The 25,003-nt window shown below is 57.3% G+C and carries 18 protein-coding genes and 2 pseudogenes; 12 read left to right on the top strand and 8 right to left on the bottom strand.

Going from position 1 to position 25,003, the window contains the following annotated elements:
* Nucleotides 1–158: 158 nt before the first annotated feature.
* From aepX to ABIA45_RS36805, 8 genes and pseudogenes are all read left to right on the top strand, one after another.
* On the top strand, nucleotides 159–1,025 hold the full coding sequence (gene aepX, locus ABIA45_RS36840) for a phosphoenolpyruvate mutase (protein ID WP_404655847.1): 867 nt from the start codon (nucleotides 159–161) through the stop codon (nucleotides 1,023–1,025).
* A 132-nt stretch (nucleotides 1,026–1,157) separates the two neighbouring features.
* Nucleotides 1,158–1,941: pseudogene (locus ABIA45_RS36835) on the top strand (phosphocholine cytidylyltransferase family protein).
* Between the two features lie 7 nt (nucleotides 1,942–1,948).
* Nucleotides 1,949–2,557: a CDP-alcohol phosphatidyltransferase family protein gene (locus tag ABIA45_RS36830; protein ID WP_404655338.1), complete on the top strand. Its 609-nt coding sequence runs from the start codon at nucleotides 1,949–1,951 to the stop codon at nucleotides 2,555–2,557.
* A gap of 105 nt (nucleotides 2,558–2,662) precedes the next feature.
* Entirely contained in the window at nucleotides 2,663–3,451 is a 789-nt protein-coding gene (locus ABIA45_RS36825; protein WP_404655337.1) for a class I SAM-dependent methyltransferase, read from the top strand.
* Nucleotides 3,452–3,902: 451 nt separating this feature from the next.
* Complete coding sequence (locus ABIA45_RS36820) at nucleotides 3,903–5,018, top strand: PLP-dependent aminotransferase family protein (protein ID WP_404655335.1); 1,116 nt, start codon at nucleotides 3,903–3,905, stop codon at nucleotides 5,016–5,018.
* Between the two features lie 38 nt (nucleotides 5,019–5,056).
* On the top strand, nucleotides 5,057–5,971 hold the full coding sequence (gene ilvE / locus ABIA45_RS36815) for a branched-chain-amino-acid transaminase (RefSeq protein WP_404655334.1): 915 nt from the start codon (nucleotides 5,057–5,059) through the stop codon (nucleotides 5,969–5,971).
* A gap of 462 nt (nucleotides 5,972–6,433) precedes the next feature.
* Nucleotides 6,434–7,267 (top strand): class I SAM-dependent methyltransferase, encoded by an 834-nt coding sequence (locus ABIA45_RS36810; protein ID WP_404655333.1) that lies wholly within the window; start codon nucleotides 6,434–6,436, stop codon nucleotides 7,265–7,267.
* Nucleotides 7,268–8,006: 739 nt separating this feature from the next.
* Nucleotides 8,007–9,410: a carbohydrate porin gene (locus ABIA45_RS36805; RefSeq protein ID WP_404655332.1), complete on the top strand. Its 1,404-nt coding sequence runs from the start codon at nucleotides 8,007–8,009 to the stop codon at nucleotides 9,408–9,410.
* Nucleotides 9,411–9,747: 337 nt separating this feature from the next.
* Here the strand turns inward: ABIA45_RS36805 and ABIA45_RS36800 are convergent, their stop codons facing one another.
* A complete protein-coding gene (locus tag ABIA45_RS36800) occupies nucleotides 9,748–9,897 on the bottom strand; it encodes a hypothetical protein (RefSeq protein WP_404655330.1) in 150 nt (49 codons plus the stop codon).
* Between the two features lie 246 nt (nucleotides 9,898–10,143).
* Here ABIA45_RS36800 and ABIA45_RS36795 point away from each other — a divergent pair, with 246 nt between their 5' ends.
* On the top strand, nucleotides 10,144–11,397 hold the full coding sequence (locus ABIA45_RS36795) for an ABC transporter substrate-binding protein (protein WP_404655329.1): 1,254 nt from the start codon (nucleotides 10,144–10,146) through the stop codon (nucleotides 11,395–11,397).
* A 260-nt stretch (nucleotides 11,398–11,657) separates the two neighbouring features.
* On the opposite strand, the gene ABIA45_RS36790 is transcribed toward ABIA45_RS36795, so the two are convergent.
* The 5 genes from ABIA45_RS36790 to ABIA45_RS36770 all read right to left on the bottom strand — a co-directional run bounded on the left by ABIA45_RS36790 (nucleotide 11,658) and on the right by ABIA45_RS36770 (nucleotide 16,955).
* Nucleotides 11,658–12,728: a hypothetical protein gene (locus tag ABIA45_RS36790; protein WP_404655328.1), complete on the bottom strand. Its 1,071-nt coding sequence runs from the start codon at nucleotides 12,726–12,728 to the stop codon at nucleotides 11,658–11,660.
* Nucleotides 12,729–12,934: 206 nt separating this feature from the next.
* Entirely contained in the window at nucleotides 12,935–13,873 is a 939-nt protein-coding gene (locus tag ABIA45_RS36785) for a TauD/TfdA dioxygenase family protein (protein WP_404655327.1), read from the bottom strand.
* A 93-nt stretch (nucleotides 13,874–13,966) separates the two neighbouring features.
* Nucleotides 13,967–14,818, bottom strand: a complete 852-nt coding sequence (locus ABIA45_RS36780) for a carbohydrate ABC transporter permease (protein WP_404655325.1) — start codon at nucleotides 14,816–14,818, stop codon at nucleotides 13,967–13,969.
* Nucleotides 14,815–15,681 (bottom strand): carbohydrate ABC transporter permease, encoded by an 867-nt coding sequence (locus ABIA45_RS36775; protein WP_404655324.1) that lies wholly within the window; start codon nucleotides 15,679–15,681, stop codon nucleotides 14,815–14,817. The genes ABIA45_RS36780 and ABIA45_RS36775 overlap by 4 nt, the downstream gene beginning before the upstream one ends.
* 95 nt (nucleotides 15,682–15,776) lie before the next feature.
* Entirely contained in the window at nucleotides 15,777–16,955 is a 1,179-nt protein-coding gene (locus tag ABIA45_RS36770; RefSeq protein WP_404655846.1) for an ABC transporter ATP-binding protein, read from the bottom strand.
* Between the two features lie 601 nt (nucleotides 16,956–17,556).
* Between ABIA45_RS36770 and ABIA45_RS36765 the strand changes: the two genes are divergently transcribed.
* Nucleotides 17,557–17,805, top strand: coding sequence for a hypothetical protein (locus ABIA45_RS36765; RefSeq protein WP_404655323.1), 249 nt, complete (start codon nucleotides 17,557–17,559; stop codon nucleotides 17,803–17,805).
* A gap of 505 nt (nucleotides 17,806–18,310) precedes the next feature.
* Nucleotides 18,311–19,183: an isocitrate lyase/phosphoenolpyruvate mutase family protein gene (locus ABIA45_RS36760; protein ID WP_404655321.1), complete on the top strand. Its 873-nt coding sequence runs from the start codon at nucleotides 18,311–18,313 to the stop codon at nucleotides 19,181–19,183.
* Between the two features lie 1,649 nt (nucleotides 19,184–20,832).
* Here the strand turns inward: ABIA45_RS36760 and ABIA45_RS36755 are convergent.
* Nucleotides 20,833–21,042, bottom strand: coding sequence for a helix-turn-helix transcriptional regulator (locus ABIA45_RS36755; RefSeq protein WP_404655320.1), 210 nt, complete (start codon nucleotides 21,040–21,042; stop codon nucleotides 20,833–20,835).
* Nucleotides 21,043–21,984: 942 nt separating this feature from the next.
* Here ABIA45_RS36755 and ABIA45_RS36750 point away from each other — a divergent pair.
* Nucleotides 21,985–22,191 carry an isocitrate lyase/phosphoenolpyruvate mutase family protein gene (locus ABIA45_RS36750; RefSeq protein ID WP_404655845.1) on the top strand — a complete coding sequence of 69 codons (207 nt, stop codon included), beginning with the start codon at nucleotides 21,985–21,987 and terminating at the stop codon, nucleotides 22,189–22,191.
* 804 nt (nucleotides 22,192–22,995) lie between these two features.
* On the opposite strand, the pseudogene ABIA45_RS36745 reads toward ABIA45_RS36750, so the two are convergent.
* Nucleotides 22,996–24,802, bottom strand: a pseudogene (locus ABIA45_RS36745) (ABC transporter ATP-binding protein).
* Nucleotides 24,803–25,003: the final 201 nt, after the last annotated feature.

The raw sequence follows: 25,003 nt of genomic DNA, 5'->3' as shown, positions 1-25,003 counted from the left end.
CACCTACCAGTTCTCTCAATTGATCAAGAAGCCAGAAACGTGTCACGCTCGAAGTGGGATAACGTTGGGCCCGAGGCACGGTTCGATTGCAGGATCATTCACCATCTCTCCTCGCCGATGGGTATAAACAACCCCTCGATCTCACTCGAGCTGATGCTCTGCGTGCTGAGGTTTGCTGCAGCAGCGCGCTCTCCTTTCTCATGGAAGCGCACGACGGTCTGTCCGCCGCAATCGCCGAGCGAGCAGGTTTCAAGGGCTTGTGGGCTTCCGGTCTGTCGATTGCCTGTTCTCTAGGTTACCGCGATGCAAACGAAGCATCGTGGAGCCACCTTGTCGGCGCCGTTGAGCGGATCGTGGATTCAAGCCGACTTCCGGTCCTTGTCGACGGCGATGGCGGGTTCGGGAACTTCAACAATGCCCGCCTGCTGGCTCGCAAGCTCCGTGAGCGCGGCGCGGCGGGTGTTGCGCTGGAAGACAGCTGCTTTCCGAAGCTAAACTCGTTTGTTGGCGACCGTCACCCCCTCGCGGACGTTGACGAATTCTGTGGACGCTTGCGCGCCGTGAAGGACACAGTTGCGAACGAGCTCGTCCTTGTGGCCCGGATCGAAGCATTAATCGCCGGCCACGGAATGCACGAAGCAATCGCACGCGCTCACGCATACCGGGAAGCCGGAGCCGATGCGATCCTAATTCACTCCCGAAGCAGCTCCGCAGACGAAATCCTTTCGTTCTCGGATGCTTGGCAGAACAGGTTGCCGGTCGTGATCGTTCCAACGAAATACTATCGGACACCGACCTGCGAGTATCGTCGCGTCGACATCTCGACGGTCATTTGGGCCAATCACTCCATGCGAGCGGCAGCCGCCGCAATGCGTCGGGTCTGCGGCCGCATCTTCGCTGAACAGAGCGTTGCGACCATCGAGCCCGATATCACCCCCCTCGAAGATCTTTTTCAACTGTTCAGCTACGATGAACTCGCCGAGGCTGAAGCGCGGTACCTCCATCCTAACAAACCGCAGCATTAGGGGCATTCACGGTCCAAGTCAGGCGGCTTAGTCCAACAATGGACGCTTGTTGCTCTAACTACTGCCAGATGTGCGGCGAATAGACGGACGCTTTGAACGAACCACCCATAACTCGGCGGCTGCTGCGACCAAATGACTATCAAGAAAGCAATCATTCTCGCCGCAGGCGTCGGCTCTCGCCTTCGACCGCTGACGGACCTCCGGCCGAAGCCCTTGGTCGAAGTCAACGGTACGCCGATTATCTACAACGCGCTCCGAAATCTGGAAGCCGTCGGCGTCGAAGAGGTGACGCTCGTGGTCGGTTATCGCAAGCATGCTATTCAATACGCCTGCGGGCATCGCTTCGGCACGCTTGCAATCAACTATGTGGAATCATCGGCTTTCGACCGCACAGGAAGCGTCTATTCATTGTGGCTCGCGCGTGACGCGCTGCTTTCCGGAGATTGCTTTCTCCTCGAGGGCGATGTGTTCTTCGAGGAGGACGTACTGCGAGATCTTCTGCACAGCCAGGCGACCGACGCGGCAGCAATCGTTCCCTTCGAAGAATCGATGGAAGGCTCGGCAGTCCTGCTGACGGATCGCGGCCTCATCTCTGAGTTCCGTATGAGGCAAACCGGAGCAAACTTGGCGGCGAGTGGGCCACGGCTTTTCAAAACGATGAACCTACTGCGACTTTCAGCTCCGACCCTCAAGGCGACGATTGTTTCCAGCGCTGGACCAGATCATAGGGTCCGGAGCGACCCAGGCCTACATTGAGGAGCTCCTTTCGTACCTTATTGAACTGCGCGGCCTGCAGCTCGCCACTACGCGGTGCGACCATGTCAGATGGTACGAAATCGACACCGCTGAAGATCTGCAAGTCGCAGAGCGCCTTTTCAGGGGAGTGCAAGGTCGAGGCATGCCTCGCAAAATGTGAGAACTCGATGCTCAAATATCTTTGGGATCCGGCGAACGCCATAACAACTGGCGGCCTTCTCTTTTCGTCCGTCAGTCTGTTTCTTGCCCTATCCAATCGCCTTGAACTGTCGATCGCGACAGCACTTTGGGCTGTCCTGTCCGACCACCTCGACGGAATAGTGGCAGCTCACACGAAAAATCGCCACCCAGATGTTGCCAAGATGGGAAAGAGCCTCGACGGGTTTGCTGACCTCATCTACGGAGCCGTTTTGCCCGCGGCAATCCTAATTCAACTCAGCGGAGCCTCGGGTTTTGCCCTAGCCACCGCGACCGCCCTGCTCGCAGCGGGAGCAATTAGGCTCAGCTACTTTGACAATTTCGGCCGCTTACGCGACGACCGTTTTTTGGGACTCCCATTATCATACGACATTCCTGTGATGGCGATCATTTTCCTTGCTCGACCGTTGGTTTCCGATGGGCTTTTCGTACACTTCACGCTCAGCACTTTTGTCTTGCTCGCAGCACTACACGTTGCGCCAATTCGCGTCGCAGCGCCGAATAAGACCATGTACGTCGCAATCTCGATATTTTCCGTCATCGCTTCATTGGCTCTGGGATTGCGAGGTCTAAGCTAACCAGCGTGTCGCGGGTCGTATGGGTACGGAGCTCTAGATCTTTGCAATTAACCGAGAGACGTCAGATGCGGATTTGGGCGCTTAAGCAGCCGAAAGGAGAGCTGGATGTTAGCAAGCGGCATCTTTGAGGGAGCAGCGTTTTACTATGCTCGCTATCAACCTGAGTACCCGCACGAACTCTTCAGATCGCTCAGCGAGCATCTTCTTCTAACACCTGACAGTCGGGTACTTGATCTTGGATGTGGTACCGGACAGATCGGACTTGGACTTGCTCCCAGCGTGAAACATGTGGACTGCGTCGATCCCAATCGCGCCATGCTGGGCGAGGCCGACCGACTTTCATCTGAACGCGGCCTCCTCAACATTTCAGTGATTGAAAGCACCGCCGAGGAGATGGATCCGGGGTTGACCGGCTACCAAGGGGCCACGATCGCGAGTGCCTTTCACTGGATGGACCGCTCGCTCGTTCTGGAGACGCTTGATCGTCGCCTGCTTTTGTCCGGCAAGGTCGCGATCATCACAAGAGTTCGCGACGAGACCACGCCGAGTGATTGGTGGAACAGGATCTGGGACTTCGTGCACACTTGGTGGGGAGGCTCTTTTCCCGCCGGACGTGGCGATAAGCGCCGCGAATTGCGCGTGGACCACGAAGCTGTTCTGCGCCAATCGAGGTTTTCGAACGTCACGGGAAGCCACATCCCTTACATGGTATCGTGGACTTCCGAGAAACTCGTCCAATACATGTATTCCACATCAAAGGCCTGTCCAGGTGTACTAACGCAGAGAAGAAATGAATTCGACGAACAATTGCGCTCTCTACTCCACCAACTGTCGCCGGCTGACATGTTTCTTGAAAGATGCCATTTAGATATCCTATACGCCAGCCGCTACTAAGGGCGAAATGCAGCGGGAATTGTTCTTCACCAAATCGGATCCGCGGAGCTTAGATTGTGCCGCGCTTCAATCGCCCGGAGGTGCACCCTTGATGTCCGATCTCGTTCATTGGCGGCGCGCGATGATAGCCATTCTGAGCGGCAGAGCGTCTTCTATGCAGCGGCTCCTACGGGCCAGCAGATTCCCCATGCTTGTGCTGATGAGGCTCTGGCAGGGGTCGTCAAAGCAATCCCAGTTACGTCCGAGAACCCTGATAGTCTTAGAGGCCTGCTGTTGCTCACAGGAGCAACTGCAGCTGGCCAGGGAACGCGGCATTTCGGGCAGAAGCGGAGCCGTCGATTCCACAGCAGAAGTCGCATCCCGGACCTCGCTTCTAACCCTTGCCGGCGTAGAACCGGCTAATAGCCACAGCTTTGATGTAATGCGGTATCGGTGGGCCGAGGAGAGTTGAATGTCTGGTGGTGAAACGACGGCGCCGATTGATATGACGCGAACATGGGCTCCTCACGTGCCAGCTTTCCGCGAACATATCGAAGAAAGCCTCACTGCGGCGGCGCGCGCACCGGACCTTGCCAGCATATTACAACGCCATCGCTTCCACGGGAGTGCACGAGACAAACAGGCCGCTGCCGATTGGTTGAGGAACCGGCTCGGCGCGCGCCCTAGTCCTAACCGCTTACTGATGACAGGTGGCACTCAGAACACGCTAATGGTCCTGTTCTCGCGACTGGTACCCCAGGGAGCGGCAATTGCCGCGGAAAAGCTGACTTATGCAGCGATCGGCCAACTCGCAATGCTGGGGCGGATTAGCGTTCTGCCAGTTGACATGGACGAAGATGGCATGCGTGACGATTCCCTTGAGTCATTATGCAAAGCTCACAATTTGGCGGCCGTTTACATGAACCCGACAGGTCACAATCCGACGACTTCAATGATGTCGCTTGAGCGCAGACAGAGGATCGCTCGGGTCGCCCGCAAGTACGCCGTTTCCATTATCGAAGATGACGTGCATGGCCTTATAGCCAATAACGCTCCCCCTCCGCTCGCTTCGATCGCTCCTGACCTCACTTGGTACCTGATGAGCGTCTCAAAATGCTTGGGCATCGGATTGAGGACTGCGTATCTTGTTGCACCATCCGACGACAGCCTCGCCGATCTTCTTCGACCAATACCAAGCGTCTCGAGTTGGTTTGTACCGGGGTTATCGGCGGCGATTATTACTCACCTGATTGAAAGTGGTGCCGCAAGTCACATTGTCGGACAGATATCCAAGGAAATCGCGGCCCGGCAAGACATTGCGCAGGAGATGCTTGGGGATCTAGGGGTGATGCGCACGAACAAATCGTCCCTACACGTCTGGATCGACTTGCCATCTCCCTGGACAGCAGAGCCATTCATCCAAGCGGCTCGCACCAAGGGCGTAATCCTAAGACATCCGGGAGTGTTTGCGACACTTGGCGTCAACGTCGAGCACAACATCAGAGCATCGCTGATCGCTCCGTCAACCCACGAGGACCTCCGACGTGGACTGAGTGTTCTAGCGGCCTTACTCCTCAGTCGGACTTAAATCGCGGATCTGGTAACTCACAATCGGTGTAGGCAAAGATGTTGGCGCCAAAATTTGCGTATCTCAATGGCCGAATTGTCCCATGGGGTGAAGCCAGGGTGCATGTATTCTCGCCCGTGGCAAAGTATGGCATTGGTGTGTTCGAAGGAATACGCGGCTATTGGAACGAGAACGTCCAGCAATTGTACCTCTTTCGTGTTGCAGAGCACCTCGAGCGATATGCCTTCTCGCAAAAGGCAATGAGGTTCGATCAGCTGATCTCCTGTGATAAGCTGATGGAGGCACTTGTCCACCTCTGCCGTGCAAATTCATTTCGCACGACGGTGCATATTCGGATGATGGCTTTCATTGATGGGCATGGCGAGTTGGTTGCAAAAGGGCCCGTGGGGACGGCGATTACAGCCTTGCCCCGCGAGGCCACTCGACAATCCGTCGACGGCGCATCTGCTCAGATCAGTTCTTGGATGCGCATGCCGGACAACGTCATGCCCGCCCGCATCAAATGCAATGCAAACTATCACAACGCACGATTGGCCATGATGCAAGCCAAACTCGATGGGTACGATATCGCTTTTCTCCTTAATTCAAGGGGAAAATTGGCCGAGGCGCCAGCAATGTGCGTTTTCATGGTTCGGGATGGTCAGTTGGTCACGCCAAGCGGAACCAACGACATACTGGAATCGATCACACGCCAGACTGTTATTCAGTTAGCACGTGAATATCTTGGGGTGGATACGGTCGAGCGCGATGTCGACCGGACGGAACTTACCCTCGCCCAGGAGGTGTTCTACTGCGGCACCGGTGCCGAAATCACTCCGGTGACTTCGATCGACCGCATGGTGGTAGGGAGTGGTCAACCCGGAGCGATCACACGGCAGCTCATCGATATCTACCGAGCGATCGCCACCGGAACAAATACCGCACATGAGTCATGGCGAACTCCTGTCTTTTGAAGGCATGGATGCAAACGGGACGACCTCACCTTAGCCGCTAGCCGGTCAATGATGCGTCATTGTCGAATTGCTCCGGTTCTACAACTGCCGTAATGGCAATCCTAACTCCTTAACGCGCCGCGGATGCTGGTGCGGTCACAAATCTCCGAAACGGCCCGCCACCAATCGCGAGCGGCGCTATTCGCACCACAACCCGACCCGGAATGGGTACGCACCTGCCCTCTCGGGCCTGACCTACTGGTATTTATAGTCTGCGTCTTCAGCGCTGCTTGATACGATAGACGGCGTCACTGATCGCAGATTTGATGAATTCGTCCGCATTCGGGGTACCTTTGGGTCTTCGTCGGCCTGAACGTGCAGGAGCCATCCCGCAATCAGTCGGATTCGAAGCTACTCCCGCCCGGCTTCCGTCCGGGCGATGGAACGCCGCTCTCCTTTGTTTAATTCTCCGCTCGAGGCGCTATGAATGAACGGGTGACATGGCAGCTCTATAACGGCGCCGCTCTGGACTACGACGAGTATAGGCCGAGGTATCCTCACGCGGTCTTTGATATCCTCACGGGCTATCACTCGGCACTCGCGCCACTGCGGTCAGCCGCAGACGTGGGCGCGGGTACGGGGATTTTCAGCAGACAGCTCATGGCGTCGGTTCCGAGCATTGAGCGCCTAACCTGTATTGAGCCAAACTGCGATATGGCCGCCGTTGCCAAGGAGCGATCCGCAACGTTTCATGGCCTCGACGTCCTCGCCGGCTTTGCTGAGATGCTTCCGCTCCCGGATCGTTCATGTGAACTCGTGACGGCAGCAACGGCGGCCAACTGGTTCGATCGGCCTCTATTCTACCAAGAGGCTGCACGGGTGCTGAAGCCTTCGGGAACATTGCTGCTCCTACAGAACAAGCATCGGCACGAGGAAAGCGCATTTCTTGATGATTTCGTCAGCCTTCAAGAGCGCTACATCCCTGGATTTCGTCGAGACCACTACTCTGATTTCTGGGGCAACTATGGGAAAGCTGATTTCGAAGCGGAACTCCGTTCGAGGCACGATCTGGTGTCTGTGGAACGCTACAAGCTGGAATGGCGCCAGACGACGACCGCAGTGCAGTTTCGCGGCTACTGTCAATCAGGACATTTAAGGATGGCGATCGCTAGGTCTGGCGCCGCAACGATCGCCAAGGAGCTTGACGCCCTGCTAGACCGGTACCAGGACGCCTCAGGTTATGTTATTATTGACTGGCTGACCGATCTCGTTTTGAGCAGAGCCCGACCTCAGGAGCAACCACTGGGGAAGCGCTAATTTGCTTTATTCCGACTGCGAGAAGTCCCCGCTTTGGCTTACATCTAGGTCCGATGCCGGTCGTGCCGAACCAACCGAGACGCCTCCTTTCGCGCAGAAAACGAAAGGGCGACATTCTCGGCTCGAGGCCAAATGGACGCGACACCGGACCAAGCCCGAACTTGTCCGATTGCGCGACAGCCGTTTCTATTGTCGCCACAAGCGGCTGAGGCACTGAGCAGACGCCCGAATATATACGCCTGATCAAATGTGCATCATTCCGACCGAGGTCATGACGCGCTAAACTTCAAATGCACTGTCGAATAATCCTAAAGGTCAAGACCTGCCCTGGACAACCTTCCAATCGGGGTGTCCTTCACTTGACCACACTCAGATTGCCTCCGCACCATAACTTGGACGGTCCGGTCGCATGTAGAGTGATCTCGCTCCGCAGTCGCACGGGTACACCCTCGCAGTAGCATCCCCGATACTTAGCGCCATCGCATCTTACAGGCACTCACATCGAATTATCCGATGCCTGTCATCCTCCAGTTGCGGTTGCGATGCCAAACACAGCGCGCAACGGCTCTAACCGCGTCTGAGGGATTCTATGCGCGTCAAGATAAACAACGATGGACAAAATGATCAGGCAAGACCGCCCTACTCGGCATCAGGACATACGTGCTGCTTCCGAACCATTCGAAAAGCGAAGCTATCAGCTGCATGTATCCTGACAACTAGTTTGGTTTCCGGAGCGGCGTTGGCACAAACGACCAATATGCCTAATCAGAATAGCGACACTCTGAGCGAGATCACCAAGAGAAACGCTCAAAAGAAGATGATCCAGCTTGGGAGTGATACTCCTGAAAAGCGAACAGTGCGTCCTGGCGCTCGCCCAGCCGCAGCTATCACGGCCAATGCCGACCACCTCGCAAAGTTCGAACACCTTCGGATAAAGGGATTGGGGGTCAACTTACCTGGTCCAGCCGATACGGCGGTCCAGGACAAAGGAGGCATCAGATCCGCGCTGGCAGAGATTGGGATCGGATACATTGCTTGGACGCAAAATACCTACGTTAACAACCTGCTGCCGAATGCAGCCAAGAGCACGATCGCAAACCAACTATATAGCGGACAGAATCCGACATTCTACACCTTAAATTACATGATGGTGACCTATGATCTCAGCCGGTACGGGATTCCCGACGGTCAGATCATTGTTGGAACCGAGCAGCAAGCTTGGACATGGCAGCCCGGAGGCCCGGATAGGTGGGGAATCAACACGATTGCCTACTACCAAACCTTTTTTGATAGGAAGCTCGAGCTCAAAGTCGGCTACCTCATGAACTCATATGAGTTGGCCGGCACTGTGGTCGGAGGGAATCCAGGAGCGAACGTCTTCGGCCCCTCATCGAATGTGCTTTATCAAGGAGGGATGAACTTCGCGCCCGCGCCGACACCTACTCTCAACCTCACTTACCATTTCGATGACCGGCTGTATAACAAGGTATCATTCCAACGCTCTACCAGTCCAAACGGGGTGTTTGCGCATATATCTGCAAACCCAACGGGCTTAGCCTGGAGTACGGCGAACGCGGGCATTCTGTTGCTTGACGAGAGCGGGTATCGCAACAGCGCGGCTCCCGGCTTACCCGAGACCTGGTTGCGGGCGGGTGTTGGCTTCAACAACAGCCACTACACGAACTTGGCGTATCCAACCCAACCGAGAGCTGACGAGAATAGCCTCTATTACGTCGCTGCGGACAGGCAACTCTGGCAGAGCCATGTCCCTGACGCCGCATCGCGTGGCATCTATGGTGGATTCTCGGTTATGGGCGCTCCGCCTGATCTCAATAAGGTTACTCGGTATTATGAGCTACGGCTTTACGCGAAGGGACTCTTTGATAGCCGGCCCAGGGATCAAATCTCGCTCGTTGCTACCGACACGGTTTGGAGCAAATTTGCTATTGATGCTGCGGCGGCTAAAGGAAATCTCGTTCATCGCGACGCGAAAGCAATCTCCGGAACATATACTGCGCATCTTGGCCCCGGAATATACGCCAGCTTGGGGCTGACATATATCGATCACCCGACAAGCATCACATATACGCCCCAAACCGGCCATGCCCTGAATTTCTCAGCGTCTACATCGATATTTTTCTAACGGAGTCGCTCGCGTTATACGTGATGAAGGCCGCTCAAGAGTGGATAAGCTGAGATCGTAGAGCCCGGGAGGACTGCGCGAGCCGGTGATGCGTACGAAGTTAATCTCGGCGTAAGCGAGGGTGACGCCAAAGGCGTCCCCTCGCAGTTGATTGGTTTAGTCGACGCCTGATCCTAGCTTACAGCACCCCAACGAGCGGCTCGCGCAGCAGGTATTTGCGCGCTTGTTTCGGAGACCAGCTGAACTCCTCCAGTCATAGCCGTCACTCAGCCGAGCTAGCCGCGGTTCGGCCGATCTCCCAATGCAGCAGACCTTGCTACGCGGACATGTCCTGTGTTCACTTTTCGCCGGTATTCGGCCGCGAAGATAATTTGCCCCTTGCTTCCGCCGACAATCGTAATTCGATGATCATCACGCGAGCCAATAGCGCGCCATGTTCAGATGTTGCGCGTTTCTCATATGATTTTTCGATGTATGTCATCAGCATGTCGCTATCAACCTCTTGAAGTCGTTCGCGAGCGCGTTCGAGAGGTCAAGGAATTGATCGTTGTAATAAGATGTGGAGGGCCAATGGCAACGCGTCGTTGACAGAAGAGCGATCGGAAACGCTCAAGCCTGGTGCCTGCTCCTTGTTTCACTGCTGACCGGCGCAAATGCCGCAGAAACGCGTACCCGCGCGACGAGCGGCTAGTTCAGGCCGCTTGCTCGCTGTAGTTTCGATTGGAGGTTAACGATGAGACGTCTGCTTGCGGTGGCTTTGTTCTTGGCGCTTTCGATTGTTATCGCGAGACCGAGCATGGTTTACGCGCTGGAACTGCGCGTGAGCTATTCGCCGGCCAATTTTTCCGCGATGTACAATGCAATCGCGGCTGAATTCACGAAAGCGCACCCGGAGATAACAATCAAGTTCGAAACGGCGAAGAGCTACGACGAATTATTGCAAAGTACCTTGCGCGCCCAATTGATCAACGATGCGCCCGACGTCTCCCACCAGGGCCTAAATTATATACGGCTGCTGGTCGATCGTGGCCTCGCCGTACCGCTCGACCGCTTTATCTCGGCCGAACCGGATTGGATTCAACAGGGGGTTGCCGATGCCATCCGAAACATCGGATCGTCCGGTGACAAAGCTTATGCCGTCCCTTATTCGCTGACGACGCCAGTGCTGTTCTACAATAATGCCCTTCTCGCCCGCGCTGGCGCAGACCCTGCCAAGCTCCCCACGACCTGGGACGGTATTTTCGATTTGGCAAAGAAGATCTCAAAGCTGGAGCCGAACGTGAGTGGGTTCTACATAGACTACAATGCGAATGGCGCGTGGGCCTTTGAAATACTGCTTTTTGCGCATGGCGGCAGGATGATGACCAAGGGCGAGGACGATATCGCCTTCGACCAGCGGCAAGGGCTTGCCGTTATGGAAACCGTAGCGCGCGCCGCAGATTCTGGTATGATGGACTTATCGCGTGACAACGCCCGTCAGTCCTTTGCCGGTGGCAAGATCGGTATCTACTTGACGTCCAGCAGCCTTCTCACCGATTTCGAGCAGCAAATCGGTCAGCATTTCATGCTTACGATGACGCCGATCCCCCTGGCTCACGACGGCAAGACCTTGGCCGCCGGCAATGGAATGATGATGCTAACCAGGGACTCCGCTCGGCAGGAAGCAGCGTGGAAATACATCAAGTTCGCCGCGAGCCCGCGCGCACAGGCGATCATGGCGGCGATGACCGGCTATACGCCAATCAACACGGCCGCCCTATCGGATCCACAGCTACAGAAGCTTTATCGGGAAAAGCCGAACTACATCGTTCCGCTGGGGCAACTCAATAATCTGGTGGCTTGGTATGCATTTCCCGGCGAGAACAGCACGAAGGCCGCGGCGATGATCGTGGACAAAATGCAACTGGTGTTGAGCAGTAAACTCTCGGCGCCAGCGGCGCTCGACGACGCGGCCAAGGAGGCACGCAAGCTCATTCTGAAGAAGTGATGACGTGTACAGGCGCGCCTTCCTGACGCGCTTGTACCGCCTATCTGATCTTTTCGTGGACGGTGTGTACCAGCAGCACACCGCAGTCCTTCGTTTGACGCCCATTAACCTCCGTGCCCGGCTTGGTGTGAGGAGACGAGCACCTCGTCCCTGCCGCCCCAACACGCTGGCGGGCCAGCTTGAGCGACACCTGGTGAGGGGCGCTGGCATTATCAGAAATGCGTCCAGTGAGTGCTTAGGAACGGCTGAAGGCTGTCATTTTATTTTGTTGGTGTTGCCGCTTGATTGCAGACGATTGCCGAGACTTCGGCCTGCAGGAATGCAATTTCAGTTGCGAGATTTGTCAGATGACGTGCTGTTGCTTTGGCGCCGCGCTCACCTACGAAGAAGAAATGACCGCCTGATACAGTACGCGTGAGGCGGCGTGGCAAATCTAACATAAGCAACCGCAGGTGCTCCCAGAGCTGGGGAGGGAAAGTGGAAAGACCAGGGCATCCGCTAACGTAGCGCTCGAAGACGTGCTGTGCGTTTAGGAAACCCCAGGTGAGTGAATCGGTCAGCGCGTGGCGCGCATCAGAAGGCCGCGTCGGCGCTATTACACCCGTCAGCGGATGGGAACCAAAATCGAAAGTGCCAAGTTCCTCCGTCACTTCTGCAACCGAGACGACCGCGCTGCACGATCGCAGATATTGCGGCTCTCCGCGCAGCAGAAGCGGGGTATTTACACGATAGTCGCGTTGATAGACATCTTCGGGGATGACCACGCGCTCGTTGTCGGCCGATTGGGCAGCAAGTTCAGCACACCAATTTGCGTGACGCGTGGGTAGACCGGGCTCATCGGCCGAGAGATCCCACAAGCCCGCCTCGGTCACCGGCTCGCCCCTCTCGAAGACGGGCACCAGGCCGGGAAACGGAGCGCTCGCGGCGAGCGAGACAAAACCAATCGGCGGCAAACCGCCTCGGGAGAGACCTCGACAGACAGAGCGCGCAACCCGACCCGCCATGCTCCAGCCGGCCACAACGACCCGCCGTGGCGCCGGACACGGGGCCAAAAGGCCGAGGGCGATCGCGGTCACCGACGCCCCCCAGTCGCTCACGGTCATCTCGGGATAGAGGTGGGGAAAGGTGGGATGATCACTGGGATAGGAGACCGCGAGAAGCCCCCATCCGGCCTCTCGCAGCCAGAAGTCGAGGAAGTCCCGCGGATCCCCGCCCGGGTGGCCATATGCGACCCGGGCCAGATGGCCACCGCCAGGCAAGAAAAGGACGGTTGGGTTCGTGCCGGTCGGCGGTCGCCAAAACACAACCGCAGGAAACGTGCCGCCATTCATAAACAGCTCGTTCGAAAATAGCGCGGCCTCCGATCTGGGGACGGCCTCAGAGATTGTCGGCGAACAGGCAACCACCCCACTTCTCCAATGATGGTGCGACTTGTAGTCCCGAAAATGGCCCGCCGGCTTTGGGCGCCTCGAAGCAAAGCTATGCTCTTCTTGGCGGGCATCGATGGATCGCTACAGGCGGATGGCACCGCTCACCTTCACTCTGCCCCGCTTCTTTCTGCCGCAAACTGGGCTCTCGCGGCCCATTGGGACGCCGACGCATACGGAATCGGAGGCTCGCCCTGCGTCGTGATATGCCATAAGACACGCCGTTCTTGGGAGTCGAAGGCCTCACGCCTATGAAGCGTGTAACTGTTATCGAAAACGAAGAGATCATCGACACCTACCACGTCGCCCCATGTATCGTTATAGGCTTCGACGTATGTCCATAGCAGGTCAGAGAGCTTCTCACTCTCTGCGCTCGTCAAGCCTTCGATAAGGCATTGTCGCTGGCGCGGGAGATACAAGGATGGTCTTCCACTATGGGGATTGAGGCGCACGAGCGGAAAGCTGGGCCCAATATGTCGACGATCGGCCCCTTCGGGGAGTGCTGCAATTTGCTCGGCATATTCGGGAGCGAAGTTATACTGAGAATAATGGATGCAGCTCAGTTGGCTCAGATAGGATGTCAAGCAGCGAGGCAGGCGATCATGGACATCGGAGAGGTTCATGAAAAATGTCTTCGGCGGATTTGCTTTGGGCGACTCGCGTCCGTACAAGAACGTTAACTTGACAGGCTGTGGCAGATAGGTGCCATCGGTGTGCCAGTAATTCTCAGAGGAACCGCCGTCACCGATCGGTTGGCCACCATCATTCGCTACGTTCGAGACGACCTTGATTTCAGGATGGCCAGGCAAATGCGCGCTACTTGACGCTGCGGCGCGCTTCAGCGTCTTTGTATGGCCGAAGGCTGACGCAAGCCTGACGAATTCGCTTGGTGACAGATGCTGACCGCGAAAGCGAAGCAAAAGGTGCGTTTCAAGCGCTTCGCGAAGCGCAGCGACAACGGCGGCGTCTTTCGATTCCGCCAATCTGCGGAGATCAACGTTGACGACATCCGCGCCGATCGCAGAAGAAAGCTTTGTTATTGTGAACATCGGAGTTCCTTTTCCAACCATAGCCATTCCAGCGCGTGCCCGGGCAATGCCTGTGCATGCGACGAGAGGTGAACTTTGATCGCCTCGACTCGCTTATTGTTTGACGGCCCCTGAGGTCAGTCCCTCGACAAACCAACGTTGGGCTGCAAGGAAGGCGATGGTGAGCGGGAGCACCACAAGAGTGGATGCGGCCATCAGAGGACCGTAGTCGCTGCCGGCCTCCTCGTTCTTGAAGACCAGAATACCCAGCGGCGGCGGCATCAGAGACTGATCACGTACGGCGATCAGTGGCCAGAACAGGTCATTCCAGTGCCCGACCACCGAGAAGATTGCAAAGGCGATGACAGCCGGTCGTGCCATTGGCACCATGACCTTCCAGACGATAGCGAGTTCAGAGAGACCGTCGAGACGGGCAGCGTGCAAGACGTCATCCGGAATGGTCTTGAAAAACTGCCGAAACAGAAAGATGCCGAAGGGTGAGACGATATAAGGAAGAATCAGCGCGGCGTAAGTGTTGAGGATTGCGAGCTTGTACCCGAGGATGAATAGCGGCAGCGAAAGCACTTGGTGCGGGAGGATCAGACCGGCAAGCACCATGCCGAAAACGAGGTCGCGACCGAAAAATCGCAGTTTTGCAAGCGCGTAGGCGCAAGGAGCGCAGAGGAGAATTTGCACCGCCAGGATCAGACCGCATACCATCAGGCCGTTGCCCATGTAGCGGAGCAGCGGCGCTTCAGACAGCGCTTTTTCATAGTTTTCGATGGCGTAGAATTGCACGGGCCAAACGGAGAAGGACGCGTGGAATATCTCGCCCGGCGCTTTGATCGAGAGTGAAATCATCCACAGGAACGGAATGAGTATCAACGCTCCCGTGACGAGTAATACGACATGGCGAAGGATCCCGGCAAGTGCGGAAAAGCCTTTGACGGAAGCAACCGCGCTCATTGGTAATGCACCTTTCTATCCATGACGATCGCATTGATCAGCGTGAGAGTACCGACCATGGCGAGGAAGACGACGGCGATGGCGGCGCCATATCCGGTGCGCAGATACTCAAAACTCTCTCGATAAAGCGTGTAGAGCAGTACTTCGGAGGCATCTCCAGGGCCGCCCTGCGTCAGTACCTTCACCGCGTCGAAGCATTCCAAGGCCCGCAGTGCCACGACAATGACAACGAACATCGAGACCGGCCCGAGTGAGGGCAGAGTGACGGTGCGCAGCCGGTCAATCCATAAGTCGGCACCATCGACGTCGGCGGCATCGTAGAGATCTCGCGGGATGCTTTTGAGGCCTGCGAGAAACAGAACCATCGCATAGCCGAGATTTTGCCAGATCCCGAGAGCGCCCAACACCGGGAGGACGGTATTTTCATTGCGCAGCCAGTTGGCGGTCGGAAGGCCGACGGCGGCGAACATCTGGTTCACGAGGCCTATCGTGGGATGCAGCAGTGCCTCCCAGACAATGGCCATACTCGTGACCGTCGCCATAAAGGGCAGGAAATGGACGGCCCGATAGAACGAGTGGCAGGATTTTCCGCTTTCGATCAGAAGTGCAACGGTAAGGCCGCCAAGAAGCGTACCCGGCACGACGATCAGAACATAGACAGCGGTGTTAGCAAGGGAGGCCCTAAAGGTGGCGTCCAGGAACGCCTCGCGGTAGTTGGCGAGGCCGACGAACGATAAAGAGCTCGCCCCGAGCTGCCAGTCGGTCAGCGCGATGAAAAACACGCCAACAACCGGCAGCAAGAACAGCACCAGCAGAAAGAAAACCGCAGGGCCAGCCAGCCCGTATCCTGCGAATGCCGTCACAAAAGCTTGCCGACGAGCTGGAGAGACCGCAAGACATGACGCTCCACGCCCCGTTAAGGACCGATTATAAGCGTTGGAAAAAGCACGGGGCTCGCTCATCCCACCGCCTCGCGGAACGGAGCAACGTGTCTGCGAACAGGATCTGCTTCCCGCCGTAAGCGCCGTCCATCCCGTGTAAACAGAAGAATGCGATCCGGTCTCGCGCCGACATGCAAGGTCTGGCCCGGCGCGATGTGCGGCGGCCGCTCGGGCAGCAGCCTTGCGATCAACGGCTGATCGATGCCGGCAAGATCGAGATGTACGAAGAGATCTGATCCCATGTGCTCGACCATTCGCACCGAACCCGTCAGCACTCCTTGGCCGGCGTGGTCTGCGAAATAAAACGCCTCCGGACGAATGCCGACCGAGAGCGGCGTGCCTGCCAGCGCATCGGCTTCGATCGGGATCGTCGAGCCAGCCACGTCGATCAGGCCGCGTTCGCGCATCACCCCATCAAGCAGGTTGATCTTGGGCGAGCCGATGAATTCGGCAACGCGGCGATTGTCTGGATCGGAATAGATGTTTTGTGGTGGAGCAACCTGCAACAACTCACCGTCGAGCATCACCGCCACGCGGTCCGAAAGGGTCATCGCCTCGGCCTGATCATGCGTCACATAGACGAAGGTGACCCCGAGCCGTTGGTGCAGTTCCTTGATCTCGGCGCGCATCTGCACGCGCAGTTTGGCATCGAGATTGGATAGGGGCTCGTCCATGAGGAAAACAGCTGGATGGCGCACCATCGCCCGAGCAACCGCGACACGTTGGCGCTGGCCGCCCGACAGTTGCCCCGGTTTGCGCGACAACAAGTCGCCGATCCCGAGGGACTTAGCCGTACGGGAGACTTCCACGCCGATGTCCTCCACCATCTGCGCCGTTGTTGGCAGAAGACGGCCTAGAAGGGGGAGCCTCTGTAAGGCAGAGAGTCGACGCATCCGCAACGGCAGCGCGATATTCGACGCGACGCTCATATGGGGATAGAGTGCATAGGACTGGAACACCATTGCGATATCCCGCCGCTTTGGCCGCACTCCGTCCACCACGCGCCCGCCGATCGAGACGGAGCCGGCATCCTGCGCCTCAAGTCCGGCCAGAATGCGGAGTAGCGTCGACTTACCACAGCCCGATGGCCCCAACAGCGTCAGGAATTCACCATCGGCTATCGACAGCGAGACGCCGCGCAGGACCGGCGTCTGACCGTAGTCCTTACTCATACTTTCGATCAAAACCGATGCCATCGCATCATTTCCCTCGCTGGCATGAAACTGTTTGCGCAAGCTGAGGACCTTGAAAACCCATCGTGCTACAGCTGGATGACAGATATCGAATATGTAGATGGAAGCCCCTGCAATATGCGATAACCGCGGTACTGCGGGGCTAAACAGCGCGACCCTAAGCAGCGGCGCCGAGATCCTTGACAACGAACCGCCCGCAGCGAGCGGGCCTTGGCACTGCTTTCTTAATGGCCGCCGCGCAACTTCTCCGTCGTGAGGCGGAAGCAGCTTCGAGTCCTGCTGATGGTTCGATTTGGACCAGAGAATTCACACCTGCGCGGCATCGAACGTAGAAGGCGCCGTGCCAGTCTGGTGAATCGCCGCCGCGAAACGCCGTCGTCTTCGGCGATGCGACGCAAGGCATCGCAAGTTGCGATCGTTTCACCCAACAAACGCGAATGTCTGTTTTGTTCGCTACTTTGCCAACGAGTAGAAACCGTCAACAATTTTGCGTCACACTTCAGGTGCTTCCATTGTCTCTCGTTGCAGGTCGGCTCAACGCTTGTCCGTTCTTCCGGAGCCGAGGCCATGTGCCGCGCGAGCCGCCAAGCTCCGCGAACACGGCGTGGACGTGATCACATTCGGTCAGGGCGAGTCCGATTTGGAAACCTCATTTGCTGCCTGCGAGGCCGGCATCTGCGGCAATCCACGACCGGCTGAGGAAAAGCAGCGCGCTCGCAGGGAGGAGGCAGCTACGCCGGCCAATCAGCGAGACTTCAGTCGCGGTCACGGGCTCAATTCCAGTATCGATCAGACCACGTTGTTTTTGGCGGCGCGAAGCAAGTCTGTTCATCGCGAACTTTGCAAGTCTTAAGACGGAGCAACGGCGGTTCGGAGGCCGAAGCAATGACTGGCTGGTGCGTTCTGTATGGCGCAGGACCTTTGACGTTGGTCGAGGCCATCAATCTCGTCCAGAGCCGAACCTTTTCCCACAGGGGCGCGATCGCACAATATGCAGCTGTCGAGGCGCTGTCTGGCGTCAGGGGTCATCTGAGGCAATTCGCGCGCGTTCCGCAAGGCCGCGAACTCGTGGTCACTAAGCTGAAGCCGGCGGAAGGCCCATCGCCGTACCTGTCGCATTCTACGCTTCTTCCTCCGGCGCCCGTTCGATCGGCAAACGCGCACGGCAGATGGTAAGGGTGACACTGACAGCCATGTTCGCCATGTATCTTCTCGATGCGTTTGCGTCACCTGGTGCCCCGGCGGCTTCCTGGCTTCGTCTTACATTCGCATCTCTCATGCTTCCTCGCTTGAGGATCTCACCTGCGCCTGCGATCTGATCATCACCGCTTGCGCCGCCCTACCTTGAAAGACTTCAGATGTCCCCTGCCAAATGCCTGCGCGCCCGGATGGCCGAAAGCGGTCTTGTCCACATTATGGCAGCTCATAGCCCGCTTTCAGCGATCCTCGCTGAGGAAGCCGGCTTCGATGGGCTGTGGGCCTCCGGTTTCGAGCTTTCCGCACTTTACGGCTTGGCTGACATGAGCCTGATCTCGATGGCACAGCATCTGGATATGCTGCGAGCAATCGCCGGGCGCACGACGATACCGATCGTGGCCGACATCGACACAGGCTATGGCAATGCGATCAATGTCATGCATGCGATTGGCGAATATGAAAGGGCCGGTGCCAGCGCCGTTGTCATCGAGGACAAGACATTCCCCAAGGTTACGAGCCTTGCTGCGGACGGCAGACAGCAACTCCTACGCGTAGAGGAATTCCTAGGCAAGATCGAGGCTGCTCTCGCCACAAGACGAGATCCAAATTTTCTTGTGATCGCGAGAACCGAAGCGCTCATCGCCGGCCTTGGCGAAGCTGAAGCCTTAGACCGCGCCCAGGCATATGTGAAGGCTGGTGCGGACATGATCCTGATCCATTCAAAGAAGAAGGATCCAGGCGAGATCGAAAGCTTTTCCCGCGCCTGGAAAGGTTCAGTGCCGCTGGCCATTGTGCCAAACGCCTATCCGGTCCTGGATGCCCGTCGTGTCAAGGAGTTGGGTAACGTCCAGATGATGATCTATGGCAATTACGGTATCCGGGCTTCAAGCACGGCCTTGAGGGACACCTTCCGGCGCATCATCGCTGATGGCGGCGTCCAGAACGTCCATAAGAATATTGTACCGGTAGAGGAAATCTTCAGACTCCAGAGAATGGGCGAGGTTAAGGCAGCTGAAACGCGCTTTCTGCGCTGATGCAGGGCTGAAGGCTCCTCGAACATTGCCTGAACGGCTGTCGCTGCAATCTGGATGCATTGCGCCGGTTCATTTGTTCGCCGCTGCAACTCCATTTCGTTGAATGGAAGAAGGCCATCGGGCCTCTCCCAGCGAACATATTTGTCTTTGGCTCGAGGCCCTTCGCGCAAGTTTGCAGCGGAATCGAACCGCTGCTGAGCCAGCTGAGCGGCTGAGCTCCACTCAGCGCGCAAAATCTGCGCTGCCGCTTTGATAGACGGTCGAGATAGCAGCGCTTGTGCGGCTCGCCCTATTAAAGTCGGGGGAGACGATTCAGTGACACTCGATGAACAATTCGATCAAAACCCCCGCGCCCATCTTGTGCGGTGACCATGCGCTCCCAAGACCTTAAGCATCGACCGCATCGTGGGGTCCAAAAATCAACAGTGACACCCCGAAGCACACACACGGTACGCTTCGCCGTGGCGCGCTCCGAGGGCGCATCCTCGCGGAACGCCTCTTCTCCGAACTTATCAACCGCGCTGAAGCTCTGAAATGTGCTCTTTTCAAGAACCGACACCATCCAGAGAGCATCATCGAAGTGGCGCGTGAGATCGAGCTCGATACTCCTAGGCCGTGAACTGCAGAACACAAAGAATTGACCGCCCTTCTGCATCCGCCGAGCCGTCGGACCCTTGCACTCGCTAACCGATGTTCTTGAGCGTGCGTACCGCAACCTTCGAGTAGGCAACCCACAGGCTTTCCGCCGGAGGTTTTCTCGGTCGACAATCACCGGCCAATCATTGTTTCCGCTCAATGAGCGTCACATCATTATAAACCTGAACTTTAGCCGTCCTGTCTCGTTCGGTGCGACGATTCAAGATGAGAGAAGGAGGCACCATCGACGGTTCCATTTGGCACGCGCTTCATTACGAAAGCATAGCGCCGACTCAACGAAACTAGTCGGCTTCACCTGCATCGGGCTATCTCGAGATGGAATGCGTTCGCCGGCTTAACGACATTTCATTCGCAGCGATACTCAGAAACTCCCGGATCGCGGCGTGCGCCGCAAACATATTCAGCTCGTACTCGACTCGGCTAGATCGTCGAAGAACGGAACCCTTGGCATTGGTGGTCCGGGAAAAGGCAGTTCTTAGCTAGCTAACGCTTCGTAAGATCGCCCAACTGGGTCGAGCCCGCAGAGCGGAGCGTCAGAGTATCGTGCAACGTCGACCAGATTCCACTTTTGGAAACTCGTTTACTTTCTCTAATTGCGGTCTTCGTGTCCGGCCCGCACCGTGTACGCCGCCGATTACCACGACTTCAGTACAAAAGCCGCTTCGATCACCACACTTCAGTTTGCGACAGGTGTACAACCGCCCCATCCGCAGCAGGGCGGACGAAATGATCACAACGTTGACATTGTGGATCCGACCAGACGTCAAGCTCTCAAGAGCGTTACGCGCCGATGATCTCACCTCGCCTGGTGGTACGCGGCGCCCGGCAATGCCGGTCGGCGACGAAGTCGAAACAGGCCCTATTCATAGTAACAACGCCGTATTATGGCTATACAGCTGCAGACATGAAATTTCATCGCATTCCGCCGCAGCAACCACAGTCGCCGCTTACATTTCGCTAGATCTGCAGCATCGGCAACGGAACCGCGGCCGCTACTCAATAAGACGCAGGCGCCGCGCCTTGACGACGCATTGTATACGGGTGCTCGTTTCCAGCTTTCGCATTGCATTTTTTACATGAAAGTTGACGGTGTTCTCGCTCACTTTCAGGATGACTCCGATGGCCCAGGATGTCTTCCCCTCCTCGACCCATCGTAAGCACTGTCTTTCCCGTGCCGACAAAACAATCTCTTCATCCGCCATGAGTTTCTCCCGGAGCAGAGAGGACGTAGGACGAGATCAGCAAATGCCATACCAGTCGGCGGCACCGCAAACTCTGGCGGCAGACCAAGATTTTGGGAGATTTTCCGGCTCACTTCCCAGGAGACTGCGATTCAACTGCAGCCCTATCGACGGGATCGCGACATATGTCGAAAACGCGACAGCAGTATTTCCGACAACCCTAGCAGTCGATATTTGCTCAACATCTATGTGAGCTAAATATCACCTTTTTAGCCAGGCGTTCCTCTCCCGCAAGGGGTGAATGCTCCGTGAAGGGCCGTAGCACCTGGCTCGCGAGCCGAGGCCCTCATTTGTACCAAGCCAACGTGTCGGCTCCGATTCACCCATTACAACAGCCCCGCGTTCGGCGCCAATCCTACGGCGATAATGCAAGCTCTTATCGCCCCACTCAACTACCAAGGCTGGTCATTGATCGGACTCACCAAAAAAAAGATGCGAGCAGTGAGGTTTATGCCAATCGAAGCTCGGCCTCCAGGACTTCTGTATGAAGTATCGTCACAATCCACTCGGCCCAACGCAGGTCTTCAATGCACTCGCCCATCGCCTGTCGAAATACTTCGCGCCCAGGTCTTCTCGATTGGTGAGCTCTCGTTTGAGATGGAGGCGCATGAGGCCCTGTCCGCCACAATCTCTCAGCGCTCAGGATTCAAGGGGCTCTGGGCGTCTGACTTGTCGATTGCTGGCTCGCTCGGCTACGGCGATGCCAATGAAGCTTATGGACCCAGCTCGTCGGGAGCGTCCAACGCATAGGGGGCCTTGACCGCGCCACCTGTGTCGTTGACGGCGACGGGGCATGGGCAATCTCAACGATAAAGCCCCCTCGCACGCAAACTCCGTCAGGATCGCGCGGCGCGCGTCTCGCTTGAGGACAGCTGAAGATGAACTCGCTCATGGGGCAACGGCATTCGCGCGCCGACACCGGCGAATTCTCGGGCTGCGAAGGATACGGTCGCTGAAAACCTGGTTCTCGCGGCTAGGATCGAAGCGCTGATCGCCGGCCATGGATTGAACGAAGCCATCTTGCGTGCTCACGCCTATGCCGACGCAGGAGCTGATGCAATCTTCATTCACGCGCGAAAGAATACCGCGGACGAATGCTTTCGCTTGTGACCGAGTGGCGGAACCGGCTACCTGATCGTTCCGGCGACATACTATCGAACGCTCTCAGCCTATCGTGATGGGCGCATCTCCACGGTCATCTGGGCCGATCACTTATGCGAGCTGCAGCAGCTGCAACACGGCGTGTCTGCGATGATATCCTCGCTCAGAAGGGCGATGCGAGCATTGAAACCTCATATCGCCCCGGTCAGCGAGATCTTCGATCTCCTGGGGTATGACGAACTCGCATTGGCCGAAAAGCGATATCTGCAGCCCCTCTAATCTATCGTGACAGGTTTTGTCACGTAACCTTGCACTCTTGAAAAGCTGCCACGATGCGCACGCCAGGGCCTCTCGTCAGTCTTGCTTCAGTGTCAACCAAGACTCGAGTTTCTAATCCTGGCGACGCTTTGACACGGCGGAACAGCTTTCCGCTGCCCCAGTTGTTGTTCCATGCTCGGATGACGATGATACCGACGTGTTATCCACGATGGTTATGGGCTAATGCCAGAGAACGTCGCATTTACTTTAGGTGCGGAGCGTATGCTTGCAAAAGGCAGTCGGGTTATGGCGTTGGCCAGATCACCTTTCCATCGATGAGCGCTGTCGCCGCGGACATCGCTCAAGCCGAACGGACGGCCCGGCTCCACCATATCTGCGGGCCAAGTCTGAAAGAATCATGTGCCCTTGCGTCAACGCTCACGCACGCTTCCCTCACCAGATTGTAAACGGGATGTGGGACTATCAGGCCGTGCTTCATGTCCCTCCAGCCCGGTCAAATAGCCCTAGGGCCACGGAGATGCGGCCAACCATATTTTAGGGCTGGCCATCCGTCGAGAGCGGACCGAACTCGACGGCCTGCCGCTCGAACAGACTGCGATAGACGCCGCCGGGTTGCACGATCAGTGCCGGATGCGTGCCCTGCTCGACGATCTGGCCGCGATCGAACACCAGGACGCGGTCGAGGCCGCGCACCGTCGACAGGCGGCGCGCGATTACGATCGAGGTGCGGTCCTTCATCAGCCGTTCCATCGCCTCTTGGATCAGCGCTTCCGATTCCGAATCCAGGCTCGACGTCGCCTCGTCCAGGATCAACACTGGCGCATCGGCAAGGAACGCGCGCGCCAGCGCAACGCGCTGCCGCTCGCCGGCCGACAGATTTACGCCGCGCTCACCCACCAGCGTGCCGTAGCCCTTCCGATCGTATGATGAAGTCATGCGCATTGGCGAGCCTCGCCGCTTGCTTGATCGCTGCCATGGAGGCGCCGGGTCGGCCATAGGCGATGTTTTCAGCCAGCGAGCGGTGAAACAGGATCGGCTCCTGCTCCACGATCGCGATTTGGCTGCGCAGCGACTGCTGCGTGGCCAGCGCGATGTCCTGGCCGTCGATCAGGATCCGGCCGCCGGAGACGTCGTAGAGCCGCTGAAGCAGCTTGACGAACGTGGTCTTGCCGGAGCCGGAGCGGCCGACCAGACCGATCCGCTCGCCGGCGCGGATGTTGATCGACAATCCGTCGTAGAGCGGCACGCGATCGCCGTCATAGAGGAAGGTGACGTCCTCGAACGTGATCGTCCCACCGTGAATGTGGATCGGTTTGGCGTCGGGGGCATCGACAACGCCGATTGGCTCGCCATAGATAGTAACCAGTTCCTCCATGTCGTTCACCGAGCGCTGCAGATTGTTGATGTGCATCCCTACTTCACGCAAATAGGCGTGGATGATGTAATAGCTTGTCAACACATAGGTGACGTCGCCCGGAGAGGCGCGCCCCGCTATCCACAGCAGGATGGCGCCGCCGATCACCGAACCACGAAAACACAAGAGCATCACGAGCTGCACCGCGCTCGTGCGGTTGGACCGCAGCCAGGTGCGCTGCACCCGCGCCCGCCAACGTCTGACGACACCGTCAAGCCGCGCATCCTCACGCGCCTCAGCACCGAAAGATTTCACTACAGTATTGCAAGTGAGCGCGTCCGCTAGCGTGCCGCTGACTTTGCTGTCCCAGGCGTTGGAGACGCGCGCCGCCGGCGCGATGTAGCCGATCGTGAATGCCGTCGTCATGGCGACATAGATCACGGCGCCGAGGCCGATCACGGCGCCGAGCTCGGGCCAATGCAGGCCGAGCAGGATCGTCGAGCCCACGAGCACCGCGAGCGACGGCAACAACGCCATCAGGATCGTATGATTGAGCAGGTCGAGCGCCCACATGCCGCGGGTGATCTTACGCACGGTCGAGCCGGCGAACGAGTTAGCGTGCCAGTCGGTTGAGAAGCGCTGCACGCGCATGAAGGCACCACGGGCCACATCCGACATGGTCTTCAGCGTGAACGGCACGATCGCCTGCAAGCCCGTAGACCGCAACATAATCGAGAGCAGACCAAGGGCGAGGATACCAACGAACGCAATCAGTGCGGCATGTCGCGCCGCTTGGTCGGAGGGGACCGACGTCAATGCATCCACCAGACGCCCGGAATAGACCGGCATGAACAGGTCGGCGACCGTCGCCCCTAAGAAGCCGACGAGGATAATCGTGGCACGGACTGGCTGCTTCAGCCAGTGCTCCAACGCAAACGGGAGAACCAAGCCGATTGCGGCGGGTCGTTTGTCATCTTGACTGGTCATGGGCGCTATGGGTTTGTGGCACACGCGGTGTAAAAACCGGTCGATCCAGACCCGATGTGGCCAATGCTTGGCGCGCCGTCCGAGGGATGCGATAAATGCCCGGAGTCTGGCGGCTGCGGCCGAACTCTTCTACCCATTTCACCCACTCTTCGCTTAAACGTTTAGCTGAAGCGCCTCACGCTTTGCGAGCTTCTCGGGCTG

The sequence above is a fragment of the Bradyrhizobium sp. USDA 336 genome (genome assembly GCF_044908355.1).
GTDB classification, from domain to species: domain Bacteria; phylum Pseudomonadota; class Alphaproteobacteria; order Rhizobiales; family Xanthobacteraceae; genus Bradyrhizobium; species Bradyrhizobium yuanmingense.
Note: the sequence above shows the minus strand (reverse complement) of the source record. Positions and strands in the feature narration are given on the sequence as shown.

Coding starts and splice junctions, on each gene's coding strand:
- ABIA45_RS36755 (WP_404655320.1), bottom strand. CDS start 21,042: ATGGCGGATGAAGAGATTGTTTTGTCGGCACGGGAAAGACAGTGCTTA.
- ABIA45_RS36825 (WP_404655337.1), top strand. CDS start 2,663: ATGTTAGCAAGCGGCATCTTTGAGGGAGCAGCGTTTTACTATGCTCGC.
- ABIA45_RS36810 (WP_404655333.1), top strand. CDS start 6,434: ATGAATGAACGGGTGACATGGCAGCTCTATAACGGCGCCGCTCTGGAC.
- ABIA45_RS36795 (WP_404655329.1), top strand. CDS start 10,144: ATGAGACGTCTGCTTGCGGTGGCTTTGTTCTTGGCGCTTTCGATTGTT.
- ilvE (WP_404655334.1), top strand. CDS start 5,057: ATGTTGGCGCCAAAATTTGCGTATCTCAATGGCCGAATTGTCCCATGG.
- ABIA45_RS36830 (WP_404655338.1), top strand. CDS start 1,949: ATGCTCAAATATCTTTGGGATCCGGCGAACGCCATAACAACTGGCGGC.
- ABIA45_RS36790 (WP_404655328.1), bottom strand. CDS start 12,728: ATGAATGGCGGCACGTTTCCTGCGGTTGTGTTTTGGCGACCGCCGACC.
- ABIA45_RS36785 (WP_404655327.1), bottom strand. CDS start 13,873: ATGTTCACAATAACAAAGCTTTCTTCTGCGATCGGCGCGGATGTCGTC.
- ABIA45_RS36820 (WP_404655335.1), top strand. CDS start 3,903: ATGTCTGGTGGTGAAACGACGGCGCCGATTGATATGACGCGAACATGG.
- ABIA45_RS36780 (WP_404655325.1), bottom strand. CDS start 14,818: ATGAGCGCGGTTGCTTCCGTCAAAGGCTTTTCCGCACTTGCCGGGATC.
- ABIA45_RS36760 (WP_404655321.1), top strand. CDS start 18,311: ATGTCCCCTGCCAAATGCCTGCGCGCCCGGATGGCCGAAAGCGGTCTT.
- ABIA45_RS36770 (WP_404655846.1), bottom strand. CDS start 16,955: ATGGCATCGGTTTTGATCGAAAGTATGAGTAAGGACTACGGTCAGACG.
- ABIA45_RS36800 (WP_404655330.1), bottom strand. CDS start 9,897: ATGCTGATGACATACATCGAAAAATCATATGAGAAACGCGCAACATCT.